The 26,009-nt window shown below is 53.8% G+C and carries 21 protein-coding genes; 8 read left to right on the top strand and 13 right to left on the bottom strand.

Annotation, left to right across the window (positions count from 1 at the left end):
- Window positions 1–45 precede the first annotated feature (45 nt).
- From ACIP8I_RS02595 to ACIP8I_RS02605, 3 genes are all read right to left on the bottom strand, one after another.
- Entirely contained in the window at window positions 46–840 is a 795-nt protein-coding gene (locus ACIP8I_RS02595) for a hypothetical protein (RefSeq protein WP_400758408.1), read from the bottom strand.
- Window positions 841–1,260: 420 nt separating this feature from the next.
- Window positions 1,261–4,092, bottom strand: coding sequence for a TrlF family AAA-like ATPase (locus ACIP8I_RS02600; protein ID WP_400758410.1), 2,832 nt, complete (start codon window positions 4,090–4,092; stop codon window positions 1,261–1,263).
- Between the two features lie 266 nt (window positions 4,093–4,358).
- A complete protein-coding gene (locus ACIP8I_RS02605; RefSeq protein WP_400758412.1) occupies window positions 4,359–5,234 on the bottom strand; it encodes a DNA-binding protein in 876 nt (291 codons plus the stop codon).
- A 78-nt stretch (window positions 5,235–5,312) separates the two neighbouring features.
- Between ACIP8I_RS02605 and ACIP8I_RS02610 the strand changes: the two genes are divergently transcribed.
- Genes ACIP8I_RS02610 through ACIP8I_RS02620 form a run of 3 tightly spaced genes read left to right on the top strand, consistent with a single transcriptional unit; the run spans window position 5,313 to window position 8,215 of the window.
- The gene (locus ACIP8I_RS02610) at window positions 5,313–6,485 is read left to right on the top strand and encodes a site-specific integrase (RefSeq protein WP_400758414.1); all 1,173 of its coding nucleotides are present in this window, start codon (window positions 5,313–5,315) and stop codon (window positions 6,483–6,485) included.
- A 40-nt stretch (window positions 6,486–6,525) separates the two neighbouring features.
- Window positions 6,526–7,377: a hypothetical protein gene (locus ACIP8I_RS02615; protein ID WP_400758416.1), complete on the top strand. Its 852-nt coding sequence runs from the start codon at window positions 6,526–6,528 to the stop codon at window positions 7,375–7,377.
- A 4-nt stretch (window positions 7,378–7,381) separates the two neighbouring features.
- Window positions 7,382–8,215, top strand: coding sequence for an ATP F0F1 synthase synthase (locus ACIP8I_RS02620; RefSeq protein WP_400758417.1), 834 nt, complete (start codon window positions 7,382–7,384; stop codon window positions 8,213–8,215).
- A 222-nt stretch (window positions 8,216–8,437) separates the two neighbouring features.
- On the opposite strand, the gene ACIP8I_RS02625 is transcribed toward ACIP8I_RS02620, so the two are convergent.
- The 9 genes from ACIP8I_RS02625 to ACIP8I_RS02665 all read right to left on the bottom strand — a co-directional run bounded on the left by ACIP8I_RS02625 (window position 8,438) and on the right by ACIP8I_RS02665 (window position 18,232).
- Window positions 8,438–8,629 carry a hypothetical protein gene (locus ACIP8I_RS02625; RefSeq protein ID WP_400758419.1) on the bottom strand — a complete coding sequence of 64 codons (192 nt, stop codon included), beginning with the start codon at window positions 8,627–8,629 and terminating at the stop codon, window positions 8,438–8,440.
- 266 nt (window positions 8,630–8,895) lie between these two features.
- Window positions 8,896–10,131, bottom strand: a complete 1,236-nt coding sequence (locus tag ACIP8I_RS02630; protein WP_400758421.1) for a hypothetical protein — start codon at window positions 10,129–10,131, stop codon at window positions 8,896–8,898.
- A gap of 208 nt (window positions 10,132–10,339) precedes the next feature.
- On the bottom strand, window positions 10,340–11,302 hold the full coding sequence (locus tag ACIP8I_RS02635; RefSeq protein WP_400758422.1) for an ATP-binding protein: 963 nt from the start codon (window positions 11,300–11,302) through the stop codon (window positions 10,340–10,342).
- Entirely contained in the window at window positions 11,302–13,287 is a 1,986-nt protein-coding gene (locus tag ACIP8I_RS02640; RefSeq protein WP_400758424.1) for a hypothetical protein, read from the bottom strand. The genes ACIP8I_RS02635 and ACIP8I_RS02640 overlap by 1 nt, the downstream gene beginning before the upstream one ends.
- A complete protein-coding gene (locus ACIP8I_RS02645; protein WP_400758426.1) occupies window positions 13,284–13,916 on the bottom strand; it encodes a hypothetical protein in 633 nt (210 codons plus the stop codon). The genes ACIP8I_RS02640 and ACIP8I_RS02645 overlap by 4 nt, the downstream gene beginning before the upstream one ends.
- Before the next feature lie 244 nt (window positions 13,917–14,160).
- A complete protein-coding gene (locus tag ACIP8I_RS02650) occupies window positions 14,161–14,676 on the bottom strand; it encodes a cupin domain-containing protein (RefSeq protein ID WP_400758428.1) in 516 nt (171 codons plus the stop codon).
- A gap of 140 nt (window positions 14,677–14,816) precedes the next feature.
- Window positions 14,817–15,926 carry an alpha-xenorhabdolysin family binary toxin subunit B gene (locus tag ACIP8I_RS02655; protein WP_400758430.1) on the bottom strand — a complete coding sequence of 370 codons (1,110 nt, stop codon included), beginning with the start codon at window positions 15,924–15,926 and terminating at the stop codon, window positions 14,817–14,819.
- Window positions 15,889–17,088: an alpha-xenorhabdolysin family binary toxin subunit A gene (locus tag ACIP8I_RS02660; protein WP_400758432.1), complete on the bottom strand. Its 1,200-nt coding sequence runs from the start codon at window positions 17,086–17,088 to the stop codon at window positions 15,889–15,891. The genes ACIP8I_RS02655 and ACIP8I_RS02660 overlap by 38 nt, the downstream gene beginning before the upstream one ends.
- Window positions 17,089–17,311: 223 nt before the next feature.
- Window positions 17,312–18,232 (bottom strand): helix-turn-helix domain-containing protein, encoded by a 921-nt coding sequence (locus tag ACIP8I_RS02665; protein WP_400758434.1) that lies wholly within the window; start codon window positions 18,230–18,232, stop codon window positions 17,312–17,314.
- A 161-nt stretch (window positions 18,233–18,393) separates the two neighbouring features.
- On the opposite strand from ACIP8I_RS02665, the gene ACIP8I_RS02670 reads away from it, so the two are divergent.
- The 5 genes from ACIP8I_RS02670 (at window position 18,394) to ACIP8I_RS02690 (ending at window position 24,717) form a co-directional block, all read left to right on the top strand.
- Complete coding sequence (locus ACIP8I_RS02670; RefSeq protein ID WP_400758436.1) at window positions 18,394–19,752, top strand: glutamine synthetase family protein; 1,359 nt, start codon at window positions 18,394–18,396, stop codon at window positions 19,750–19,752.
- A gap of 156 nt (window positions 19,753–19,908) precedes the next feature.
- Window positions 19,909–20,997, top strand: a complete 1,089-nt coding sequence (locus ACIP8I_RS02675; RefSeq protein WP_400758438.1) for a polyamine ABC transporter substrate-binding protein — start codon at window positions 19,909–19,911, stop codon at window positions 20,995–20,997.
- Window positions 20,994–22,295 (top strand): NAD(P)/FAD-dependent oxidoreductase, encoded by a 1,302-nt coding sequence (locus tag ACIP8I_RS02680; RefSeq protein ID WP_400758440.1) that lies wholly within the window; start codon window positions 20,994–20,996, stop codon window positions 22,293–22,295. The genes ACIP8I_RS02675 and ACIP8I_RS02680 overlap by 4 nt, the downstream gene beginning before the upstream one ends.
- 198 nt (window positions 22,296–22,493) lie before the next feature.
- On the top strand, window positions 22,494–24,149 hold the full coding sequence (locus tag ACIP8I_RS02685; protein ID WP_400758442.1) for an intermembrane transport protein PqiB: 1,656 nt from the start codon (window positions 22,494–22,496) through the stop codon (window positions 24,147–24,149).
- Window positions 24,150–24,165: 16 nt separating this feature from the next.
- Window positions 24,166–24,717 carry a membrane integrity-associated transporter subunit PqiC gene (locus ACIP8I_RS02690; RefSeq protein WP_400758444.1) on the top strand — a complete coding sequence of 184 codons (552 nt, stop codon included), beginning with the start codon at window positions 24,166–24,168 and terminating at the stop codon, window positions 24,715–24,717.
- On the opposite strand, the gene ACIP8I_RS02695 is transcribed toward ACIP8I_RS02690, so the two are convergent.
- Entirely contained in the window at window positions 24,675–25,985 is a 1,311-nt protein-coding gene (locus ACIP8I_RS02695; protein WP_400758446.1) for a sensor histidine kinase, read from the bottom strand. The genes ACIP8I_RS02690 and ACIP8I_RS02695 overlap by 43 nt on opposite strands.
- Window positions 25,986–26,009: the final 24 nt, after the last annotated feature.

A 26,009-nucleotide genomic window follows, 5' to 3' on the forward strand; every position in this document is an offset into this window, starting at 1 on the left:
ATTTGGCGTCGACTCTATGGCGCCAAAATGCTAAACCGCAGACCTTTAACTGCTGCGAGTTTCCTCGCGTGCAGGGGCACCGCTGGACCCTGAATTGACATACATTTTCAATAGATCAAAAAACCGCTGAGATTCAGTAGGTAATGGCGACTGCGCACAAATTCCATCATAATAAACCCCGACAACCTCACGTGCCGCTTCTAGGCTGGAAGACTTTAGATATTCATTTTTCAAAAGTTCGGAAAATTTTGCGCGACTCATTTTCATTTCAACTTCGCTGTAGGCGAGACGCACAATTGTAGTTAATGCGTTTGTAAGTTCAAAATTAAAGTAAATCGAAAATAGCGCAAAGAGTCCACTCATTTCAGCCGTAATCTCTCGGAAATCTGTGTAAGCTGAGTGTGCTTGTTCCATATACTCTTGGTGCTTATCCCAGTACATTTTGTACGCGACCCCGTTTTCTTCATCTTTCGCAATGCCTGCCGCAGCCAGCGCTAACTCTCGCTCAGAAATCAGCATTTGATATTGTTTAACTAAATTTATAACTTTCGCCACGTCAGTTACAGATTTTTTGAATGTTTCGATTTTTAATTTTGATTCTTCACGCGCCCAAAGTTGTGCTTGTTGCTCTTGCCATAATGTAAGTTTGTAATTCTCAAACTGCTTGGCATGCTCACCTTTAACTGATTCGATTTTATCGGTAATTGCTTCTATGTCTTCCTTGGTAGCTAGGTTTTTTCCTTTCTCTCTTGAGTAGCTAGTTAGGTAATACTGCATGATCAGAAGTATTGCGCCGCCGCTCAAAAAACTCATAATTTGGGTCAACTGTTCCGAAGCCATCCAAATATCCTTTAAATTACAAATTGCCGTGATCGCATGACAAATGCCGAAGCAATACTAGACTCTGCGTCAAAAGCACGCAGTCGGGCCGAATACGCACGCCGGCTGCTCCGGCGCATCCAGCACTACCACTGGCGCCTCACCTGTGGTTGCCGCTCGTCTCGCCTTAGGCTCTTTAGTTCTAAGCGATCTACCGCGAAAGATCGCTATGGGTCGAAAACGGCTATTCATACGGTTGCTCTTGGCCGATTGCTGGCTGTCGCGCATGGCTGCAGTCGACTCATAGCTGCCCTTAATGGAGGACAGTTCACTAGTCCATGGAGACGGCGAACCTCAAGTTGCCATAACCATTTGCTAGAGGATGCTGGGAGTCAATTTTTTCTGGCCCTCTACACTTTAGGTAGGCGCCCAAGACCCTAATCAGAGCGCCCCCCCCAAACGCTGGTATCGCCGTTCAAACGCCTCCGAGCCTCCCTCCATCACTTGGCAAACCTCTTGCCGCATGTCCTGCTCCTGTAGTGAGCCAGTCTGCTTCACATGACACTGGTTGTTAAAATCCAGCACATGAATCAGCTCAGCATCTCCATTTACCACGATGTTGGGGTTATGAGTGACGATAATCAGCTGGCGGCGCTGCTTGTTAGAGCGGATCTGCTGAACGACCAGTCCATAGATAAGATGGTTGTCCAGGTCATCCTCGGGCTGGTCGAGCACCAAAGGCTCACCTCCATGCGCTAGCAGAAAAGCCAGCATGGCAGCTGCGCGCTGACCCGCAGAGGCTTGACCGATAGATTGGAAGTCCCGTCCGTTGCCTTTGCGACTATATTCAACCTGCAGACCATCCTCAGGGAACCAGCACAGCAGGTGGTCCATGTATTCAGGTCGTTTGTCCGTTTCACTTTTCAAAAATTTATTGAACCAGCTCCCAAATTCTGGTTTGCCACGGCAGGCCTGGGATAATCGCGTCCTCAAAATCTTCAGCAACTCTTCAAAACTGGGCGTGTCCCCAAGCAACTCGTCTGCCACCATGAGATCTGCTATGAGTCCCTTAGGAGTCGAAGCCTCCTGCTCCTGATACAGGTCTTCCGCATATTTGCCGTCTCCCACACCCAGCGCTTCGCGCAAAGAACGCTCGATCCCCCGCGAATCGCGGCTATAGGGAACGAGCTCAATCCTTACGTAGAGGTTGTCATGTAGGGTTGCCTGGAGGAATTCGCTGCGTCGATGACTGATTGCCCGGCGTGCCACCTGGATTTGCTCCAACTGTGACATCGCAGTGTTGCGCAGCTCAGCATGTTGCGACTTCAACGCGTTCAAGTTCCTCAACTCGGTATCCAGTCGCTGAGTTTCTTGAACCAATCGGTCGTACTCGTTGGGATCGTTTACCCCCTGCTGCTGAAGACTCTGCTTTAGCTGGTGGTAAGCTTCTTTAGCAGTTGCGATTCGGGTAAACCAAGTCGATGACTCAAGGTCAGTTTTCAGCGTTTTCCCAAGCTTTGCCAACTCAGCAGCGGAAGCCTCGATGTCCTGTCTTACTTTGCCGATAGCCGCGTTCAAGGCCTGAATGCAGGCCAGAGCCGGACTGTCATCATCGGCATCAAATAGCCCTGCTTGCAGGGCATCAGGCTGCAGAGTGGCAGCGACATTTTCAAGTTCTGTAACAAGCTTTGTCACCGCCTGAAATTGACGTTCTAGCTCCCGATTCTGTTGGCTAGTGCGTTGGTAGTTTTTCAACACAACCGTGTGATCGGAGCCTTCGAACTGTTCAAGTTTTCGCTTTATGTCTTGCAATGCGAGCGTTAAGGACTCGAGAGCTGATAACTCCCCTTCCATTTCGCGCATTCTTGCTCGGGAAGCCAGAAATGCGCTTTTTGCGTCTTCAAGTGCGTTTCTTTGCGATCGCGTGTCAGCGGCATCATCGATCACTTTCAGCAAAGCCTGCTGACTGTCGCCGGCCAAGGCAGCAATTTGCCCCTGACTAAACAGCCTTACAGGAAAACGCTGCTCATTGATGACCTGGCTGTCAGAGGGCATGAAATTAGTAGATAGGATGTCCCATTCTTCCACAATGTTTTCGGTGTCATCCTTTCGCCAGTTAAGGCGATAGGGCGAGCCATTGCGAAGAACCTGCACACGGATCTCTGTGTCGTCGAGTAAGCCGCCGTTGTCGTTTTTAGTCTTCGCGACAGCGTTGAATTTATTGAAGGTCTGTCCAGCTTCGGAAGCCTGCGACAGCTCACTTTCCCTCCGATAAGCCAAGCGAAGGGCGTGCACGATGGTTGATTTCCCTGTTCCTCGACCGCCGATCAGCGCATTGAAATATGGATTGAGGGGGAGAGATGCACTATTTTTTCCACGCCCCATGTAGCGTGCATTTCGAATTTCAATCGATTCGATGAAGTGATCGGGGGTAGTGAATGGTGCGAAGCCATCGCTTTGGTCGCTACGGCGTACTGAGACCTCCTGCCCATCCAGTAGCGCGAGGCGCAGACCTTCTATGTTGGGTTTGGCCATTTTGATCCAGGTGAAGCGCGAGCCAGGAACCGCCGTCCCTTTGAAACTGTGGCAATCACTACCAACCACATTGGCGAAGCGAAGCTTCAGTTCTTCAAGCACTTTGGGAGTTGAGCTGCTTCCTGAGGTCCACTCTAGGGCCAAAATGCCCGGTTCTTCTAGAACTTGCTTGACGGTGTGCGTATCGAGCAAACATTTTCGGGTTCCCTGCTCAACCTGCAGTAGGCCCTTGTCACCCTCCACATGAGCAGGAATCGCTAATCCTCCCTCGGCAATGACATGCTCGATCACCTTGGCAGCGCCCTCACGTGTCACACCGTCGCTATCCCCACGCGTTCCCGCGTAATGCACTTTCGCCAGCAAATCGCTGACGGTTTGGCTGGAGGCAGATGGGTCGAAAATGGCGAGCAAGTGGAAGCCGCCCTGAACAGAAATCTCAACGCCAGGGAATAAATGGAGTTCGCGAAATCCCTCAGGTGGACTCCCGGAATTTGCTTCACGCTTCATGTCCGAGTAAGCGGCCTTAAGCCCATCCACCCATTCACCGCTGTTGTGATCGGTGACAGCCACACAGTCGATCTCAGCAGCCATGTACTTGAGCAACCATTTTTGCGGCGTCAACTCATCGGGGGTACCAATCGCAGCTTGCCAAGCATTCGTATCCTTTGATGCCGGGGTGTGAGTGTGAAAATCGAATTTCCACCAGCGGGCGCCAGCGTATGGCCAAGCCTGACTCATATTCTCTCCTTGTTGGCCATCCTCACCGGCTTATTACTCAATGGCGCTCAGGTCCATTCAAGGGTGGCACTGTGCCAACAATATCGCTCAATGGCCCGATTCGGCTATTGATCGAGGGCGGTTGAGGAATCTCTCGAAATGAGAGAGTGATGTGAATTTTGAATCGCCCCGAGTTTCATAGATGCTTTCGAGCGTCAGGGATACCAGTCTAGTCCCAATGAGACTGTCCGCTTTTGGCCGATAGCGGCCATCTGAGGCGCAGGGGATTAAGCCTTCGGATCATGCAATGGGGCACGTTTTCTGACTCGTGGTTTGCGCTTCGCCTCGGGCAGCTGGCGCATAAGGCTCAGTTGCTGCTCCAATGTTTCTGCTCGAGCCAGCTGCGCTGCGGCAAGTTGCTGCGCTTGGCTGAGCTGGGTTTGGAGCGACTCAAGTCGTCGTACCGATTGTGCGACTTGCCGCCCAGCATCCTTGAGCTGGACTGCCATGGCTTTGCCCTCCTCCCTCGCGCGGTCTACCTCGCGGTGCGCTCGATCCTCTACCCCACGCAGGTAGTTATCCCGGTCGGCACGATCCTGTTCATGTTTTTGTCGCATCGCCTGCAGCTCTTGCTGAAGTGTCTGGTTTTGCTGCTGGGTATCATTCCGCTCGCGCAACAACACGTCACGCTGCTGCTGCAGCTCCTCGCTTTGCGCCTGCCGTTGTAGCAGCAGCATCTCCATGTCAGCTAGACGCGATTCGGCCGCTTGACGCCCGTTCATGGCCTCTATTACCTGTTGCCGTCCCTTTGCCAAATCCTGACGCGCTTGATCTTCGACCAGTGCGAGTCGTTCGCGCTCAGCTTCCAGCACTTGGCGTTGCTCAGCCAAGGCCTGTTCGGCCACACCTTGCGCCAGTCGGATAGCTTGCTGCCATACGGCAACGAAGGCATGCGAGACCTCACCCGGTAATGCCGGCAATCGCGTTTCTCCATTCAGGCGTTCGGCCAAACGCGCCCACCAAGTATCCAGAAGCCCGCCGACTCGCGCAGGACTACCTCGGCCTAGTTGCAGGCGCACGCGCTCGACCGTCGGCCGCTCACCACGGGCCAGCACTGCATCCGCGGCCGTAAACACCTCGTTTTCCGGCACCCCTACTGCCATGGCACACCCCAGCGTATATTAGGTCTGATAATTAAATGTTATCCGACGTTATTTTCTAAAAACTGGAATTATCATACGTTGAACGTATTAAATATTACAGATCAGTTGGCGCTGGTCGACGAAATGCCGTTGGACCCGCAATCCTTGGCGCTCCACGCCCAGGACGCTGCGGCGGCGTTTATTGCCGCCGGCACCGCGGCCAACACGGTGCGCAGTTATCGCAGCGCCCTCGCCTACTGGTCGGTCTGGCTGCAGCTGCGTTATGGCCAGGCACTGGGCGATGCGCCGCTCCCTGCGGCCGTGGCGGTGCAGTTTGTCCTTGATCACCTGGCACGGCCGCTGGCCGAAGGTAGCTGGGCGCACCTGTTGCCGCCCGGCATCGACGCTGCCTTGGTCGCAGTCCGGGTCAAAGGCAAGCTGGGCCCGCTGGCGTTCAACACCGTCAGTCACCGTCTGGCGGTACTCGGCAAATGGCATCGAATCAATCAGTGGGACAGCCCGACCGAGGCGCCGGCTTTAAAAACCCTGCTGCGCGAAGCACGCAAGGCGCAATCGCGCCAAGGCGTCAACGTTCGCAAGAAAACCGCGATCGTCCTGGAGCCCTTGCAGGCGCTGCTCGCCACCTGCGACGACGGCGTGCGCGGCATTCGTGACCGCGCCCTGCTCCTGCTGGCCTGGAGTGGCGGCGGCCGGCGACGTTCGGAAGTGGTGAGCCTGCAAGTGGGTGATGTGCGCCAATTGGATGCCGGCACCTGGCTCTATGCCTTGGGCGCCACCAAGACCGACACCGGCGGTATTCGTCGCGAAAAGCCGTTACGCGGGCCGGCGGCCGAGGCACTGGCCGCCTGGTTGACGGTGGCGCCGGCCGAGTCCGGTCCGCTGTTTCGTCGCCTGTATAAAGGCGGCAAGATCGGGATGACTGGCTTATCGGCGGACCAGGTCGCGCGCATCGTCCAGCGCCGCGCCAAACTGGCGGGCCTGGAGGGCGATTGGGCGGCACACAGCTTGCGCTCCGGCTTTGTCACCGAAGCCGGGCGCCAAGGCGTGCCACTGGGTGAAGTGATGGCCATGACCGAACACCGCAGCGTGAGCACGGTGATGGGCTACTTTCAAGCAGGGGGCCTGCTCGACAGCCGCGCCAGTCAACTCCTCGGACCGATACCGGTCGCGAGCGAACCTGCGTCAGAATCAACAGCCGGGTTAAACGGGACGAGCGCCTTCTGCGCGCAGGAAACTGAGGCGGTTATGTAGGCTGGCGCAGTGCACGTCTGAGGTACATGGGAACAGGTCGATGGTGAAAAGGGATCTGCCGGGAGTGCTGCTGTGGTGGTTCGCTCGCGGCACCAACAAACTCGCCGAAAGCGGGGGGGGGGCGGTCCGCTCTCTTGCTCTGCGCCGTGCTCGCCTTATCGGCCAGAAAGGTTACTGCATTTCGCTAGACCCGCGAATTTTTGAGCCATCCTGGCGCACTTGGCAACGTATTCGTTGTGGACGAGGAATATGGCAGTTTGATACTGTGGAAAAGCCCTATCTCGCAACCACCGACATTCTCAGTCGACGTCATGCCGGAGATATTATGGAATGGCCGAAATTCGACTTCAACGTTCCTTTCCGGCTGTTATTGACCTTCAATGCAACGTCTCTCCTGGTGATCGTATTTTTGGTGCAAAAGGGTTACGCGCTGGGGTACTTTTTTCCTGACCTCGCCCATGTTGTCGCACTGCCCAATTTTCTGTCTTACATCCTCTATCTCTGTGCCCCCATATTGCTCACCGGCTTGAGCTTGGCTCTTAGCTCATCGCTGGGCAAGGATGAGTTCAAATCAGGCCAGGTTGATTCGATTGATCATGCCAACAACAGTTTTTTGCCGAGTTACCTCGGTTATTTTTTTGTGGCACTCAGTGTCCCCAATTGGGAAACGTTAATTTTTGTATATGGCGTTCTGTTTGTTTTTACTTACCGGTCGCAAGCGTTGTATTTTAACCCGCTGTTTTTATTATACGGCTACGAGTTCTACAACATTACCACCACACGGCGAGCGTCAATTTTTCTGATTTCGCGAGCCAAGTATAAGCTGCCGACTGACATCGTGATAGAAAAAGCTTTTCGAATCAATGACTATACATTCATAGAAAAAGGGTGAGCATATGGACTATGTACTGGTAAAGGTGAAAAAGCTTAGAAAAAAACCATTTTTCAAGTTGATCTCCGACTATACGCTTTTCGACAACTTGGATATCGATCCCGCCGCTTGTGTGGTTTACAACCCTGACCACAATCTGGACGAAGATTCCTGGTTCAAAGTTGAGAAGTTCTCCGCCCAAGCGTTTTGTCTCGAGATCGTGAAAGGCGACTTTGATGCCAAGGAATATGACGACTTGCCAAAACGGCTGTTCAATGACATCTCCTACATTGTGGCCAGCCAAGGGGAAGACTTCTACTTTCAGAAAGTTACGCCTTCACTTTTTATCAAACGGAAGACCGTGATATTCGGCGAGGTTGCGGAGATTGAGGAATCCGAGAGTCGCTTAGTGATTAATGTCCAGCCGGATGCTGTCTACCTCAAGGCTTCTGACACCCTCATCTTCAGAAACCTGGCCACCATTTCCAGCATTTTTCCCGGGATCGATGAACTGTACAAAGAGGCAACGCAAGAAGAAGTTGCGCAGTTTCTTGAAAAGCCCTTTATTGCTCTGTCCAACGATTTTGCGGCGGAAAAGGTGTCCAAGCCGAATCGCAAACGTATTGCTTTGGCGATGGCAACGCTAGAGGCGTTACCCGAACAAGATAAAGTAGGAATGCTCACTTACATAGATGGCTATTGCGGTCAGCAACTCGTCTTTGATGCCAACAGTGGACAGTTCGAAATCTCGACAGACAACGAGCTGAAGCTCCTGATTTATGGCATTGAACAACGTTTCTACACCACGCAGTTCGGTCAAGAAAAGCGACTGGCCAACTCAGTTCAGGCCCTTGGCTGATGGGGCCGAGACGATGCATGCACCTGATCAGGCCATACTGAGGACCACCTTTTTTCCGCACACCCTCGCCTAGGGAAGAGTCAACGCGCCAGGAGAGAGCAAAACGGATTCTCGGCCTGAGTGCAACTGCCCGTGAAAGCGGATTTAGTACGAACAGACAGAGCCGACGAATGTTCCGATCCCAAGCTCTCGCCAAACGACCGCGAGACAACTGGGACTCGATCACTCTTTTATAGCGGTTTGATTCTGAATCGCGGACGCCAACTCTTTGAGGACATGCACCATCCGCGAGCGCTCGCGCGGATCTTGCGCAGCTACGCTCTCGGCCAATCGTTCGGGCTGCTCGAGCAAGCGGTCCAGCGCGTCCAAGTCATTGGCATTTAGCTCCAGTTCAATCGACAATTTGCGCGTCATAACACCACCTCCCACGAAAAGATTACAGGTTTCCGCTGAACACCCTATCGGGGAATTATCGCACCTTATTTTCTTCACGGCACCGCACTCGAAGGCGCTCACTAGGTCAAGGTGGGTCTATTGCGCAGCACACCGGGACAAGCAGCAAAACGATATAAAAACCCTAGAAATATAGGCTGCTGTGCCCCCCCCCCCCCGCTCTGCCCTCTGAGTTCCGAGCCAACGATCGCGATGCGGATGGACTCGATAGTAATGATGCCCTCTTCTCATCCTAATAACACGCTTTGAAAATGAGAGCGATCTGCCGTAGCTTCGTTGACCCAATATCGCATGATGATTTCGTCAGAAGGCTCATAAGCCCAATGAAAAACGACCCATGTAGACGCAGGACTGAGCGCTCTATCATGAGTAAGCCGCCCAAGGCAGCGCTGGAATGAATTAAACGATAAATAACTAGGATCACGGATAATAACAGTAAACTCTGCAATCGAGTTTTGCTGACTGGATGTGATAAGCACGCAATGGTCACTTAGTTCGACATGATTGGGATCACTTCGATGGCTCAAAGAAATCTTAAATTTTCCTTTCATAATTGAAGCTCGTTGTAATTCATTCTCTATTGACGCCCATATCCCATAAAACTGAGATAACCAAAGAATGGCAACCTGTTTGAGCATGGGTGGCCTTTCACCTCCAAGCGTCAGTGTAGGAGGTTGGATGTTATCAGACTTATTTCCCGGGACATATCCTAAACTGTACATCCAGCCAAGCATGGCTGAAGACACTGCACAAGCGCATTTTACATCAAGACAATGCAACTGCTTTCTATCCATAGCCATTAGCGTTCGGAGGCACTTCTTGTGCGATCGCAAATATTCACGGTAAATATATCTCCGAATGCTTTTCAGCACTGAGAATGGTTTTGTGTGGTCGAAACGTGCGCAATGCTGAGGGGTAAAAAAGATTTTCTTGCAGCTTAAGGGAGCGACGGATAAACAAGTTGCATGACCAATTTTAGCAGAGCAAATGTTGAAACAGTGTCTATAGCCAAGTTCATTTTGGCTATTGCCGTCATACAGGCAACTAATAAATGTGCTTGCTACCTCGTCGCAATGAGGTACGCGCCTCAGCCAACCTAATATTTCGGAGCTATACACACAGAGGGTGTAATAGAAGTTTTGGTCATTATAGCCAAGATCGTAACCTAGCCTAGAGTCAAACGAAAAGTGCCCGCACGGCAGCCTTAAGCTGAAATAAACCTCATTGTTATCTTTGTTTTTTTTAGGCCCGAGGCCTGCTTGGGACATGGCTTCGCTGCAGGCGCGACAAAAGATCAATCTCTTTTTATGCCAAGGACAATGTGTTATGAATTTTAGATAGAAGAAAACACTGTGGTAGCCTTTCAATAAGCAGTCTGGACAGTGCCTGATTGATACTGCCTGCTTTATGTTTATCGGCATAAGACTGTTGATAAAACTACTTTCCAGCTCTGGTACAGCCATGCAGGCTGCTTGGGAGAATTTATCTATATCAATCCAGTCACTTAGCCAATATCGAACGTTGCTACGGCAGTCAAAAGACCCACTACCAATATAAGAAAATAGCGTCTTCCGGTCGATAACATTAACGGCCATTAACTTTAAAAAAAGCGAAAATGACGACTCAAATGGCATCTTGCGACGTGCGCCAAGACTGAGTGAAATTCTGCTGCTAGGGAGCCGCACGTTTCATCAACTCTACAAACTGACGAACACCGCTCGAATGAATTGCGTCCCTTACAATAGGCTCATCAAGCTTAAAATTGGCACTATCATCTCGTCTATTAGCTAGCAATAAGTGCTCGATAATTCTGAATACATGCTCAATCGGTAAGTGGCTGACGCCGGCCCGGTCAATTTCGGTCAAAGCACTCCAGATTAGCTCTATATAAAACTCAAGCTTAAACCCAACCGCGAAAGCGGAAGGAAAAAAGAATCGAGTGTAAGACCAACCGGTGCCCTCAGGAAACTCCGATTCCTGGTCGAAGCTTTTGAGAATTCCTCTTAAATCGTCTTTGCCGACGCACCCGGGGAATGGCACTGGCTCGCTAAGAAAACGAGCTATTAGATTGGTTGCTTCCCCGACAAATAAAGCACTTCTCCTATTAAGTATTTGCGGTTGTGCGAACCCCACGGTGGTCATGCTTATTTTGCGTTGTCTTAGCCGGTTATGAATGGTAAGCAGGATGCCATAATGATCTCTGCTAATATTCTGCATTTCATCAACTAACAAGACAAAATGATCGCCATCGACTGCAGCTAACTGAGCCTCAACATGTCCAAGGTATCTCTCCAAAAGCTCTGGGTATAGCTCCCTGCTCTTATGGTATATGTGTGCGGCCTTGACTAAGTCCTTCATAAAATTGGCAGACTTTGTTCCATCGGCTTCAATTTGAGATGTGTATTTTTCGGGATATTCGTAATTCAACATCTTCTGAACGGCAGTTAGGCAACTGGTTTTCCCCATGCGAGGCTGAGCATATAAAAACAATCCCGAATGACGCAACCAGACCTTCTCTCTGATTTTTTTGTAAGCGTCTGCGATCATAGGCGTGAGGATTAGCGCCTTGCCCTTTATGATTGGATGCGAGTCCAAAATTTTCTCTCGGACGTCGAAGCTATTCAGGTCAAGCATCACCCTCCTCCCTTCAGAATCGTTGCAAGATTCGGCAGTGGTTTGTTTAATATGCTTTTCGCCCCCTCTGGCTTAGTGGGCTGGGAAACCTCCATCAATACATCATTGGCAATTTTCGCCTCTCCTATAATCAGCTCCAAATCAGCCTCAATAGAAACCCGCTTAGCTTCTGTGGCTTGCGAGGTAGATATCGCTGGCTTTCTTTTCCCCTTAGCTATCTTGGTCGAAAGATAGCTAAGATAGACTTGTATAGGGTCCTGTTGTGAGTTTATAAATACCGTACGCTGTGATAGCAGCGACAGGATAGCCTTACGTGTTCTGAGATCATGTTTTGTATAAGACCACTTGCCAATAGCAAGCAAAATATCTAACGGGTAGCCATTCAGTGTAAAAGCCCTAACCTGCCGCAAATCACTCTCATCAATCGTGATCTTGATCTTCTTGCCGATTAGATCTGCTGAATCCCGTAGTATTGAGTTGGTGTATCTCACACTTTGGTATTGAATATAAGGCATTTTTCCTTTTTTAATATCTCCGCGAACGGTAACAATTTTTTCGTCACAGAACGGCTCTCTGCCGTCCGAATACTTGCAGGATGGCATATATCTAAACAAAAAGTCCCCGCCTGCTAACTCAATTTTTTGCCGTATAAAATCCAGCGGAGATATATAAAAAAGTGCCTCAGATGGCGTCGCATTGTGCGTGGCAATACATACACTCAATAAGTGTTCAATCTCTTCAGCCGTAATATCATAAGTTATAGCAAGCTCTGCACCGTGCCTTGCCCTACCTTTCGACGGTGAACTGCCAGTGGTTGACATAAGCCTCTGAAATAATTCTTTTGAAATGATATTAAAAAAATGTTCAATTCGAGATCGCCTTGCAGGCACACCAGGGGAGCCCCAGTTAATAGAAAACCCAAGTCCCTTCCTTGCCCGCTCTCTTACCTTTATTGCCAAATGCGCCAGCGCCCCATCAAACATAATGGCGGACCACAAAGCGCCTTTACATTCAGGTATAACCTCTTTTGGCAACCCGCCATGCTTTGGATAAATTAGTCCCTCAATGACAGCATGTGGCCGCGTATGTTCGGGGTTTATTGCCTCACGTAGAAGCGCCACAACATCGTCAGCACCGACCTCGCTACGATAGACAACCCTGCACGCAATAATTGCACTAGATGCGCGGCACAGAAGAGCAATTATCCACATTCGCTTAATCAGGATCTTTGTTTTCGTGCCATTAGGGGTTGAGAAAGAAACTGTTGCATGACAGTCAATATGATGAGCGTCGACTTCAAAAATCTCATATGGTTGCTCACATCTGATTAGCGACTTACTCTTTCTTCCAAGATGTATATTGTTTCGTGCTTCATCTTCACCTCGCTTTACGGCCGTTGAGGCAGGCTCGGCGAGCAAAATTGTTCGCATATATTTAGAAATAGTTGTACGACCTTGCCACTTTGTATTGAATGGCCATTCCCTATCACTAACCCCTTTCTCCCTGAGTAGCGAAATGAATATTCCGTGTAACGTTTTTGGCCGAATTTTATGCTCATGAATAATGCTTCTGGATTGCTCTTTCCTGATTCTTCGAAGTAACTCCTGCTCAATATCAGGAAATCTACCAAGTAACGCCGTAAACAACCCAGAACATCCTCCTTGAGCCTCAGGAAGCTTATGTGATTCACTTTTAGTTCTTATATATGGGACAAGATGTCTTCTAGGCAATAGAGCCCTAAACCCTAGCATTTGCCCGTCACTTCCTAATGCTTTGCATCTATTTAGAAAATAATAGATGCTTGATTTTTTTATGCTGCATTTCTCTTGAATTTCACACAAGGGCCTTCCCTCTAGTAGCATTTTTACAGCAATACACCTTTGCTTGTATATTTCCCTATCAGCTGTTTTCAGCGCATCCGAATCAAGGCATGGCCAACTATCAATGGGATCATTGACGAGGTCCAATCTAAGCAAAACTTTCACGCGACTGATTCCCATACGGTATTCAAACTGAAAGGGTGAATTTCTAATGAGATCCTAATCAAGCCCTTGGCATGCTGACGAACAATTACGCCTACTACCTCAGTCCGATCATACTCCCCAAGATGAGAAACCACGTCCCCTACTGTTCCAATTCGAGCTCTATGAAAATAATGCGCAACAGCGTTCATAAGGCTTATGTATTCTTCACCTCTGATGCTTGCGGCAAATCCCAAAGGTTTGGCCCAACGAAGAGCCTCAATCGCAACCGCATCGATTCTTTCATAGTCAAAGCTTTTACAAGGAAAATAGTTTCCATCAACGGGATATAACTCTGGAAGGTCAATATTGCTGCTCTTGACGAAATGTACTTCTGATGAACCGTCACGATAGTGGACAAAAAAGTCTGGAGTCTCTGGCTGCCGCTCTAATATTTCAAACCCAGCAACAGCGCTTTCAGACTCGAGAAAGCGAAGCCAATATATATATTGCAAATCAGAATTAAGAAGCCAGTCTCTATCGGTTTTCGGACTATAGACAAGCCATAAATTGTTGAACCTGTGCCCACGAGCACGGTAGGCCTTGTGCACGAGCTCTCGCGCACTGGACTTAGCCGAAACGTTTTGCTTCATGGCTACCTCGATAGTAGCGCTTCTGTTTCTACACTTTAGTTGAGAGGCGATTTTTTTCTAGAGCTCAGTTATAGGAATTTTAACTAATCCCTAGAACCAGTTAACGTCGGTTGACACGAAAATCAGCTAAAGCACTGAAATTAATAAGGGCGACCTGAGATGTCTTTCTATAAGTTAGTTATGCAGCCAACCTCATTCTGAAACCTCTCGCTCAAGGCCTTCACATTGCTTTGAATTCCTAAGCTCAATCACCATCCCGCGTGAGCTTCTTAATCAGCATCCGATGCTGTGGAAATCGCGCAATCAGTTGCCGCCGATCACCCATCTCCATGTCCGCAAAATCAAATCCCGGCGACACGGCTTCACTGATCAAACCAAATCCATGTTCTCCATTCAGTAGTCGCGAAGCTTTCCAGATTCCGCCAGGCACGTGCATTTGCAGATGTTGTCCCGCCAGAATGTCGTTGCCCATTACCAGCGTTTCCAGCGAGCCGTCAGCGTGGATCATGCTGTACTCGATGGGATCGCCCAGATGGTAGAAATGCAGAATGTCCGATTGATTGAAATGAAACTGGCCCACCGGCGAATCTTCAGTCAGCAAGTAATAGATCGAAGTCATCAGATAACGTGGGCCACCGGCGGTTTGCAACATGGCGCGTTGATCAGCTTGAAAAGTCCGGCGGAAATAGCCACCTTCTACATGAGGCTGCAGGTCCAGCCTGGCAATCACGTCCCTGACATCTGTCTTGCCTCGATTCATCGTCTGCTCCGTTGATTTGCAGGCCAATTCACTGATAGCTCTACTAAACGGCTATTTAGTGGAGTTAAAAGACGATAGCATCTCAATCGCCGAATTTTGCAACAAGCGCGATCAATCACTCGATTAATCGCGCCCCGTCCTTAACTGATCATCATCGCGTTGTAGTTAGCGCTCAATGACTGCAGATGATCACGATACCGCTTGACCATCAAAGACAGATCCCCCGGCACGTAATCCGTCTCCGTGAGTCGTTCAAGTGCCACGGCAAAACCTCTCCAGATATTAGCCACTGTCATAATTTCCTCACCGGCCACCCTGCGGCGGCGGCTGATTTCGACGATCGCGTTGGCATCCGCCAGCACATCTTCAGCCACTTGCAGATCGGTGTTAAGCGCGTCCATTGCTTGGGAAATGCTCTGGATCTCCTTGTCCAGATGATCGCGTGACTTCGCCAGTTCGCTGTACTTGATGCCGTCCGACACTACGCCCAAGACCTTGCGCACCAGTTCAATGCCCTGCTTCACCGCTTCCTTCTTCGGGTTTTCCATGTCGAGGCTGTCGAGTTCCTTGTTCGTCGGAATGTAGTTCTTGTACATGTCCGCCAGGTTGAATTCGCGAATTACATCCTGGGCCTTGATCAAGGTGTCGCGCTGCTCAACGCACGTTGCCTTGTTATGGCTGTGCTCATTCAGATGCGTCAGGATCCGCGCTTTGCGCTCCTTGGCGACATTGAGTGGTTCATTGGCTCGCTCGCCTATTTCGACGTTGTAGACACTGCGCACATCCTGTTCCAGACGCTGCGCACACTCGGCAAATCGCGCCTCGACACGTTCGAGCATCGCTTCGACATTACTTTTCAGGTTGCGCATTTCGCCGTTGACCAGGCTGCGATCTTCGTCAGTCAGATCGTCGCGGCTCAAGGCATCGCGCAATTCATCCAGCGCAGCGAAATAGCTGTCGCCGGATGCATTACTCAGCGCAGTAAGCAGGATCGGAAAAGCTTCGCGTAATGATTGATCAGTGTTGTTCAGGTAAGCGGCGACTTGCTGCGCGCGCTCTTGTAAAACTTCGGACCGAACGTTGCGAAAACGCGCCAGCGTCGAGATATCGCGAATGGTCTGCACAATGTTCTTAACGTCGACCGTCGGGAAATGCGGGGTATTGATAGGTGTCACGCCGTTCATGGCAATAATCCTCACAGCAGATAAGTAATCAGTTGAACGATTTTTTGTATTCGTCCAGCGCTTCATTGAAGGTAACCACCAACTCACCGGCGGTGCTCTTCACGTCACGCCACGGGTCGATCACCAGCGCGAACTCGGCAACAAACGTGGTCAGGCGCTGGGCATCGTTGATGCGTTCGAATTGCTGCGCCGACGAATCGATTTTGCTGAGCATGGTTTGCCACATGGTATTGAGGATGTTCAGCGCCGCCTCTGCGCCCGCCATGCGGATACCGATGTCGCCGAAATTCGACATCGAGCTTTCAATTGCGCTTTGCAGGCTTTCCTTGCCGCTGACACTTTCTTGTAACGCATCGACCTCAGCCTTCAGTGCGTTGCGCTCCTTGCGCGCAGTCTCGGCCTTGGGGCCGAAGATCGAACCGGAAATCGGCCAGAAAATCGGCAGTCCACCAGAAAAAGACATACCGACGTAATAGTCGTAATCCTTGTCCAGCTGGGTGATTCGTTCTTTCTTCTCCTTGATGGTCTGCCTGGTACTGGCGATCGACTCGACCAGGTTGTTGCGCTCCATCAGGTCGTACTTGCCCTTCACTTCCGACTGCAAACCGAACACCCGCTTGCCGCTCGACAAATCGCCACCCGAGAGCTCGATCTTGAAGTTGGAAATGCGATCCTTGAGTTCCCGCGTGGCGCCTTGCTGGCGTTGAACATCGATCTTCATCAACTTGATGATTTCAGTCACCGCCGAGGCCACTTCACCATCGTCCGAGGTGTAAGTAATACCGGCCAGATCATTGCCGGTCATTCGCCCCAGCGTAGCCCTGACCCGATCCATGATGGGCATTTCCTTGATCACCGAAATGATTTCCCCGCCACTGCTGACGATGTTTTTCGCCGCCGAGGAAAGATCGATACTTTGCTGAATGATCTTGCTTTCAACCGCATCCCAACTCGAGGCATGAATGCGGATCTTTTTGAACAACACCTGAATGTCGGCCGGCTCGAGCCCCGCTACGTTGATCGTCTTGTACTTCAGATACGACTCGACTTCCGGCAATTCACTGGGCAGTGACAGGCCTTTTTTCACGTACTGCTTGATCTTGATCACGTCTTCTCTGGTCAACAATCCGGCGTCGCGCGCAACGCCCGGGTATTGTCCGGAGATAAGGTGAAGTACCGCCTGCGGGAGGTTGTTACTGCTTTCCGAGTCTTTCAGTGGAACAGCCATCTTGATTGCCTCTATTCATGAAGGCCGATGCAACCGTTGCACCGACCCGCAGAAAGCTAGATGACGTTTTTGCTTGACTCAAAGCATTGGAATGAATCGTTAAACACAGCGCAAATGGCTGATTACACTGCGTTTTACAAAGAATGATGGCTTGTATGAAACATTGCGCTACACATGTCGGAATTGCCTGACAGGCAACGATTACAAATTCATCAGAAAATACTCAACGCAGTGCGTTTGATTTGTCCGAGCGCTTGAGTGTTTCACTCGGCAGCTCTTTGAACAGCGCCCGATAACTGCTGGAAAACCGCCCCAGATGCCAGAATGACCACTGCATCGCCACCTCGGCCACGGTGGTTTCCGTGGGCCGGCGCTTGAGCAATTCGCGGTGTGCACTGTTCAGTCGGCGCAGGCGCAGCCAGTGACTCGGGGTCATCCCGGTATAGGCCTTGAACGCCTGCTGCAATTGCCGCAACGGCACCCCTGCGACCTTCGACAGTTCGAGCAGATTGACGGTGTCTTCCGGCGAATCCGCTGCCCACTCCCCTACTCGCTTCATGATCGTGCGTTCTTCGCTACGCCGCTGTAATCCGCTGCGATCAAGACGGGTGTGTGCGTTGTCGAGGATAAACAGGCAGTCTTCGAGTAACTGCTGAGTCAGTGAGTCTTTATCAAATGGATCAACAGCTTGCGACAACTTCGTGAGCGTTGAGCTTAACCAGCGACTGAACAAGGCGTTCTGCCCGCAGTTAAGCGGCGCCATGAACAATCCTTCGAGTCTCGCCACCTCCAGACCATGCTGACGGACGAATTCCGGGCCGAACACCACGGCAATTTCCTGGTAGTTCTCCGGGGTGATCCAGATGTTGCGGCTGTCTTCGTTGAGCAGATACAGCGCGTTGTCGCTGCGATCGAAACAGAAGGCCAAGGCCCCCGATGGCGCGCTGAACGTCTGCTCGACGCGAGTGTTCATCTGTTCTTCGTAGACCTGCACACCCTCCAGGTCCAGATAGCGAATCTGCCCGGCGAAATGCCCGGGAGACATCTGCTGGTAATGCTGAACCCAACCCGGCGTGGCGCGGATCTGTTCGCTGACATCAGCGGTATTGAAAGCCTGAACCTGTAGCGGATTACACGTTGTCATGGGAGACCTTGCGCACTCTTTTGGTGCGCTTTGGTGCTGCTTAAAGTGGATAGATGGAACGGCAAGGCACGCCCAAGATAGTCGTCAACGCGCCACAGGGGAAGGGGCGGAAGATGAAACCCGCCCTCCCCGGCGTCTATAAAACCAATAACGAGGTCTTTATGAATGCCCCTTTCGATCAGCTGTTCACGTGGCTGAAAGATCACAAGATTACCGAAGTTGAATGTGTGGTCAGCGACCTGACCGGCATCGCCCGCGGCAAGATCGCACCGACCAACAAGTTCCTGCATGAGCGAGGCATGCGCCTGCCGGAAAGTGTGCTGCTGCAAACGGTAACCGGGGATTTTGTCGACGACGACATCTACTACGACCTGCTCGACCCGGCCGACATCGACATGGTCTGCAAACCGGTGAGCGACGCCGTGTATGTGATTCCATGGGCAATCGAACCGACCGCCATCGTCATCCACGACACCTTCGACAAGTTCGGCAACCCGATCGAACTGTCGCCGCGCAACGTGCTGAAGAAAGTCCTGCAGCTGTACACCGACAAGGGCTGGAAGCCGATCGTGGCGCCGGAAATGGAGTTCTACCTGACCCAGCGCTGCGAAGACCCGGACCTGCCGCTCAAGGCACCACTGGGCCGTTCGGGCCGTGCCGAAAGCGGTCGGCAGTCGTTCTCGATCGATGCCGCCAACGAGTTCGATCCGCTGTTCGAAGACGTCTACGACTGGTGCGAGCTGCAAGGTCTGGATCTGGACACGCTGATCCACGAAGACGGTCCGGCGCAGATGGAAATCAACTTCCGGCACGGCGACGCTCTGGATCTGGCCGACCAGATCACCGTGTTCAAACGCACCCTGCGCGAAGCGGCGCTCAAGCACAACGTCACCGCCACGTTCATGGCCAAACCGATTGGCGACGAACCTGGCAGCGCCATGCACCTGCACCAGAGCGTCGTGGAAATCGCCACCAGCAAGCCGATCTTCGCCGATGCCGACGGCACGATGAGCGAGCTGTTCCGCCATCACATCGGCGGCCTGCAGAAGTACATCCCGAAAGTGCTGCCGATGTTCGCGCCCAACGTCAACTCGTTCCGCCGCTTCCTGCCGGACACCTCGGCACCGGTCAACGTCGAGTGGGGCGAAGAAAACCGCACCGTCGGCCTGCGTGTGCCGACCTCCGGGCCGGAAGCCATGCGCGTGGAAAACCGCCTGCCGGGCGCCGATGCCAACCCGTACCTGGCGATCGCCGCGAGCCTGCTGTGTGGCTACATCGGCATGGTCGAAGGCATCGAGCCGAGTGCCGCCGTCGAAGGCCGCGCCTACGAACGCCGCAACCTGCGCCTGCCGATCACCATCGAAGACGCGCTGACGCAAATGGAAGAGTGCGACACCGTTGCGCGCTACCTGGGTAGCAAGTTCGTGCGCGGCTACGTCGCGGTCAAACGCGCCGAGCATGAAAACTTCAAGCGCGTGATCAGTTCGTGGGAGCGCGAGTTCCTGCTGCTGAGCGTCTGACCAACAACCACAAACCCTGTGGGAGCTGGCTTGCCAGCGATTACGTCGGCACAGTCGACATCACTATCGACTGACCCACCGCTATCGCTGGCAAGCCAGCTCCCACAAGGGGCCGTGCTCACCCGAAAAACTCCAATAACTCCAAGAGGTGTCGATATGCGTCTATTGAAATCCATGGTTCCCGCCGCGCTGGCGCTGTTGTGCAGCACCGCCGCCCTGGCCCAGCCACAGGTCAGCGTCTACAACTGGACCGACTACATCGGTGAAACCACCCTCGCCGACTTCCAGGCCAAGACCGGGATCAAGGTGATCTACGACGTGTTCGACTCCAACGAAACCCTGGAAGGCAAGCTGCTCGCGGGCCGCACCGGCTACGACGTGGTGGTGCCATCCAACCACTTTCTCGCGCGTCAGGTGAAGGCCGGGGCATTCCTCAAACTCGATCGCGAGCAGTTACCGAACTGGAAAAATCTCGATCCCAAGTTGCTCGAATTGCTCGAAAAGAACGACCCGGGCAACCAGCACTCGGTGCCGTACCTGTGGGGCACCAACGGTATCGGCTACAACGTCGACAAGGTCAAGCAAGTGCTGGGCATCGATCACATCGATTCCTGGGCCGTGCTGTTCGAACCGGAAAACCTGAAGAAACTCAGCCAGTGCGGCGTGTCGATGATGGACTCGGCGGACGAAGTGTTTCCGGCGATCCTCAACTACATGGGCATGGACCCACGCAGCGAAAACCCGGAAGACTATAAAAAGGCTGAAGCGAAACTGCTGAGCATCCGCCCGTACATCACCTACTTCCATTCCTCGAAATACGTTTCCGACCTGGCCAATGGCGACATCTGCGTAGCCTTCGGTTACTCCGGTGACGTGTTCCAGGCGGCCAACCGCGCCAAGGAAGCCAAGAACGGGGTGAATATCGCCTACGCCATTCCAAAAGAAGGCGCCAACCTGTGGTTCGACCTGCTGGCAATCCCGGCCGACGCCAGCAACACCAAGGAAGCCCACGCTTTCATCAATTACCTGCTCGATCCGCAAGTGATCGCCAAGGTCAGCGCTTCGGTCGGTTACGCCAACCCGAACCCGGCCGCCAAGCAGTACATGGATCAGGCGCTGGTGAACAATCCTGAGGTCTACCCGTCCCAGGCGGTGCTGGACAAGCTCTACATCTCCTCTACCCCGCCCCAGTCGATCATGCGTCTGATGACCCGGTCCTGGAGCAAAGTGAAGTCGAACAAATGAATCAGTACACGCAAGAACACGCCCGCTCCTATTACGCCGCTTCGGCCCGGGCCAGCACGCCCTGGCCGGCACTCGACGCTGACCTCAGCGTCGATGTCTGCGTGATCGGTGGCGGGTTCACCGGGGTCAACACCGCGATCGAACTGGCGCAACGCGGGCTGTCGGTGGTGTTGATTGAAGCCCGACGCATTGGCTGGGGCGCCAGCGGGCGCAACGGCGGTCAGTTGATTCGTGGCATCGGTCACGAAGTCGAAGGCTTTGCCCGTTACGTCGGCAACGAAGGCGTACGGTATCTGCAACGCGCCGGCATCGACTCGGTGGAACTGGTGCGCCAGCGCATCACCGAGAACGCCATCGAGTGCGACCTGCGCTGGGGCTTCTGCGAGCTGGCCAACACTCCGGCGCAATTCGCGGCGTTCAAGGACGAACAGGTCAGCCTCGACGAACTCGGTTATCAACACCAGACCCGGCTGGTCGGCCCGGAGCAGATCCGCCAGCAAGTGGTCAACGCCGACGGTTACGCCGGTGGTCTGATCGACATGGGTTCCGGTCATCTGCACCCGCTGGATCTGGTGCAAGGCGAAGCGCGCCTGGCAGCGTCCCTCGGGGTACGGATCTTCGAGCAGAGCCCGGTGCTGCAGATCATTCATGGCGAAACCGTTGAAGTGCGCTGCGCCACCGGCAGCGTCCGCGCTGGCAGTCTGGTACTCGGTTGCAACGCACACCTGGATGAACTCGAACAGCAACTCAGCGGCAAGGTCCTGCCCGCCGGCAGTTACATCATCGCCACCGAACCGCTGTCCGAGGCTCGCGCCGCGCAACTGATCCCGCACAACCTCGCGTTGTGCGACCAGAAAGTCGGACTCGATTACTACCGGCTCTCGGCGGATCGGCGCCTGCTGTTTGGCGGAGCCTGCCACTATTCCGGCCGCGACCCGGCAGACATCGCCGCCTACATGCGGCCGAAGATGCTCAAGGTCTTCCCGCAATTGTCGGACGTGCGCATCGACTATCAATGGGGCGGCAAGATCGGCATCACCGCCAACCGTTTCCCGCAGGTTGGCCGACTCAAGCAGCAGCCCAACGTGTTTTACGCTCAGGGTTATTCCGGTCACGGCCTCAACGTCACGCACTGGTGCGCCAAGCTACTGGGCGAAGCGATTCACGCCGGCCACAGTCAGGGCATGGACGTGTTCAGCGCCGTGCCGCACATGACCTTCCCCGGGGGCCCGGCCCTGCGTTCGCCGCTGCTGGCACTGGGCATGTTCTGGTACCGCCTGCGCGAAATCTTAGGCTGAACACTCCCCCCTGTAGGAGCTGCCGCAGGCTGCGATCTTTTGATCGTGATTTTTAAGGTCAAAAGATCGCAGCCTGCGGCAGCTCCTACACAAATCCACGTAATCCCGTGAATTTGCTCTATCGCCAAGCACTTCTATATTGATGAGGTGCTTTTGCGTTCCTGACGCTCAGCATCCACAAAACCGAGGAGGACATGGATGAAGTCGTCAGACGCCGATGAGCCACGAGCACCGGGCCAAGCGCCGATCAAGACGCGACGCTTCAGTATTTCACTGGTGTGGATCGTGCCGATCGTCGCGGTGCTGGTCGGTATTTCGCTGGTGGTGCACAACCTGCTGCAGGAAGGCCCGACCATCGTCGTCAACTTCAAGACCGGCAGCGGCCTGACCGCCAACAAGACCGAGGTCAAATACCGCAACGTGGTGATCGGCCAGGTGACTGACGTCGAGTTGAGCGGCGATCAGAAGAGCGTCGACGCCACGATCAAACTGGCCAAGCAGGCCGAAACCTTTACCCGCGAAGACTCACACTTCTGGGTCGTGCGCCCGCGCATCGGCGCTGGTGGTGTGTCGGGCATCGACACCCTGCTCTCCGGCGACTACATCGGCGCCGACATCGGCCAGTCCGACAGCCGCGCCAAACACTTCAAGGGCCTGGAGAATCCGCCGCCGATCACTTACGGCGAACCGGGCAAGCGCTTCATGCTGCATGCGCCGGATCTCGGCTCGCTGGACATTGGTTCGCCGGTCTACTACCGCAAGATCCCGGTCGGTCAGGTGGTGACCTACACCCTCAATCCCGAGGGCAAAGGCGTGGACATCGAGGTGTTCATCCATTCGCCGAACGACGCGTTCGTTACCGAAAACACCCGGTTCTGGAACGCCAGCGGCATCGACATCAATGTCGGCGCCAACGGCTTTGCGGTGAAAACCGAATCGCTATCGACCATGCTGGTCGGCGGCATTGCCTTCCGCGCCCCGGATTACAGCCCCAACGACGTTGCCGCCGCCGACGACAAGGATTTCGAACTGTTCGCCGATCAGCAGACCGCCCTCGCCCCGCCCAACGGCAAGGCGCAATACATGGTGCTGCGTTTTGACCAGTCGCTGCGCGGGCTCAAGGTCGATGCGCCGGTCGAATTCCTCGGCATGGAGATCGGCCGGGTCGTGGGCATCAACCTGGATTTCGATGCGAAAAAACGCAGCTTCCCGCTGAACGTCGGCATCGTCATTTACCCGCAGCGCCTCGGTCAGGCCTACAAAAAAATGCTCACCGAATTCAAGCACGACCCCGACGACGAAGCCGCCGGCATTCGTTTGCTCGGCACCTTCGTCGACAACGGTCTGCGCGCCCAGGCCCGCAGCGGCAACCTGCTGACCGGGCAACTGTACATCGCGCTGGATTTCTTCCCGAAAGCCGAGAAAGTTGCGTTCGACGCGACGCTCCGTCCGGTGGTCTTGCCAACCGTGCCCGGCAGCCTCGAACAGTTGCAGGAAAAACTCGAAGCCGTGGTCGACAAGCTCAACAAACTGCCGGTCGAACGAATTGCCGGCAACCTCGACAGCAACCTCGTCGAGCTGCGCAAGGGCCTGACCCAGTTCAACGCGAAAACCCTGCCGAGCGTGCAGACCACGCTGGCCGACGTCAGCAAGACCTTGCAGTCCGCCAGTTCGACCCTGGCCGAAGATTCGCCGCAGCGCGAAAAGCTCACCGAGACCCTCGACGAACTCGGGCGCATGTCGCGTTCGCTGCGTGAGCTGTCGGATTATCTCGGTCGCCATCCGGAATCGCTGATTCGCGGTCGCCCCGACAACGCCGCGCCGCTGGATCTGAAAGGACCGCCACGCAATTGAGCACAGGAGCTCCCCCATGGCTTTACCGCTGAAGATCACCGTGCTCGCTGCGTTCATGCTACTTGGCGCCTGCCGCAGCGAGCCGATCAACTTTCACACCCTGACCCCGGTGCAACTGCCGCAATCCCGGGCCGGCATGCAGATTCCGATCGAGGCGATCAGCGTGCCGCCGCAAGTCGATCGTCCGCAAATCGTCATCCGTCAGGGCAACAATGGCCTGGCGATTCTGGAAACCCAGTGGTGGGGGGCGAGTCTGGCGGATGAGTTGCGCAGTGCCTTGAACGATCAACTGAGCAATACCGGCAGTCGCGGCAATGTCTCGGTGCGCATCGATGTGCAACGGTTTGATTCGATCCCCGGCCAGTACGGGCTGATCGACGTCAAATGGCGCCTGCGCCCCAGCGGTGCGGCGGACAATGCGCTGCTGACCTGCCATTCAACCTTGCAAACAGCGTCCGGCCCGAGCATCGACGACCTGGTGGCCGCGCAACAGAACAACGTCAAACGCCTGGCTGCCCTGATCAATCAGGCGGCGGGCAATTCTCGCGTCTGCCCTTCGGCCTCCTGAGCCGCCAACAGCGTGACGGTGAAACGGCAGCCGTTCGGTTCGCGAGTCACCAACTGAACCTGCCAGCGCTGATGGCTACAGATTCGCTGCACCAGCGACAACCCCAGCCCAAGGCCTTCACCGCGCTGCTCGTCACCGCGCACGAATGGCTGGAACATCGCGTGACGTTTCTCTTCCGGAATACCGATGCCGCTGTCCTCGACCACGAAGCTGTCCTTGAGCAGGGTCAAGCGGACAAAGCCCTGATCGGTGTAGTGCCAGGCGTTACGCAGCAGATTGCCCATCACCGACTGCAAGAACGTCAGGTCATAACGCGCAGTGCCCGCCAGTTGCGGCTCGTAGATGAATTCCAAGCCCTTTTCACGAATCAGTCGTCCCCAGATTTCCACCTGGGCGTCGGCGATCGATTTGAGTGTGCAAGTGGATTCGGTGCCAAGCTCTTCCGGCTTGCGCGCCAGCATCAAGAAAGTTTCGACCAGTTGGCGCATTTCAGCGCTGGCCCGGGCGATGCGTGTGACCTGCTGGGTGGAACGCGGATCCAGCGAAGGGTTGGCCAGTAACAGCTCGCAGGAGCTGGCCAGAACCATCAACGGCGTGCGCAGTTCGTGGCTGACATCACTGGTGAAGAGCTTTTCGCGATTCAGGGTTTCGCGTAACCGGCCGAGTGTCTGGTCAAAAGACAGCGCCAGCTCTCCTACTTCATCATCGGCGTAGTCCGGATGCAGGGCCGGCGCCAACGCGATCAACTGATCACGATGCCGCACCTGCCCTGCCAGGCGAATCACCGGCGCCATGACCTGCCGCGCCAGCAGCCTGCCGAGCGCGACCGCCAGCATGACGCTGAGGATGAACCCGACAATCACCACCACGAACAGCAAGTGCTCGCGCTGCTCGAAGCTTTCCTGATTGCGCAGCAGCACATACTTGCGTCCACCGACCGCCTCGACCATCGCGTAGAAATCATCACCGTTGAACGAGATCTCCTGAAACCCTACGGGCAGTGCTGCCAGTTGCGGCGTCAGCGCCATTGGGCCTGGACCGTTTTCGAAAAAAAACAGTTCGCTCTTTTCCGGCTCGTGGCGCCATTGATTGATGTCGTCCATCGCCAACAGGCGGCGCAGTCCACCGCTGAGGGCGGTCATGGTCAACTTGTGCTCGACGACATGCACCGTGGCCACAATGCCCATCGCGAAGACACCGGCCACCACCGCGCTCATCAGGGCGAACACAATCACAATCCGATTGGCGAGGCTTTGCTTGAGGTCCATCCGGTTCAATGACTCCAGGGCTGA

It is taken from the genome of Pseudomonas sp. NPDC088414, assembly GCF_044753325.1.
Taxonomy (GTDB): Bacteria; Pseudomonadota; Gammaproteobacteria; order Pseudomonadales; family Pseudomonadaceae; genus Aquipseudomonas.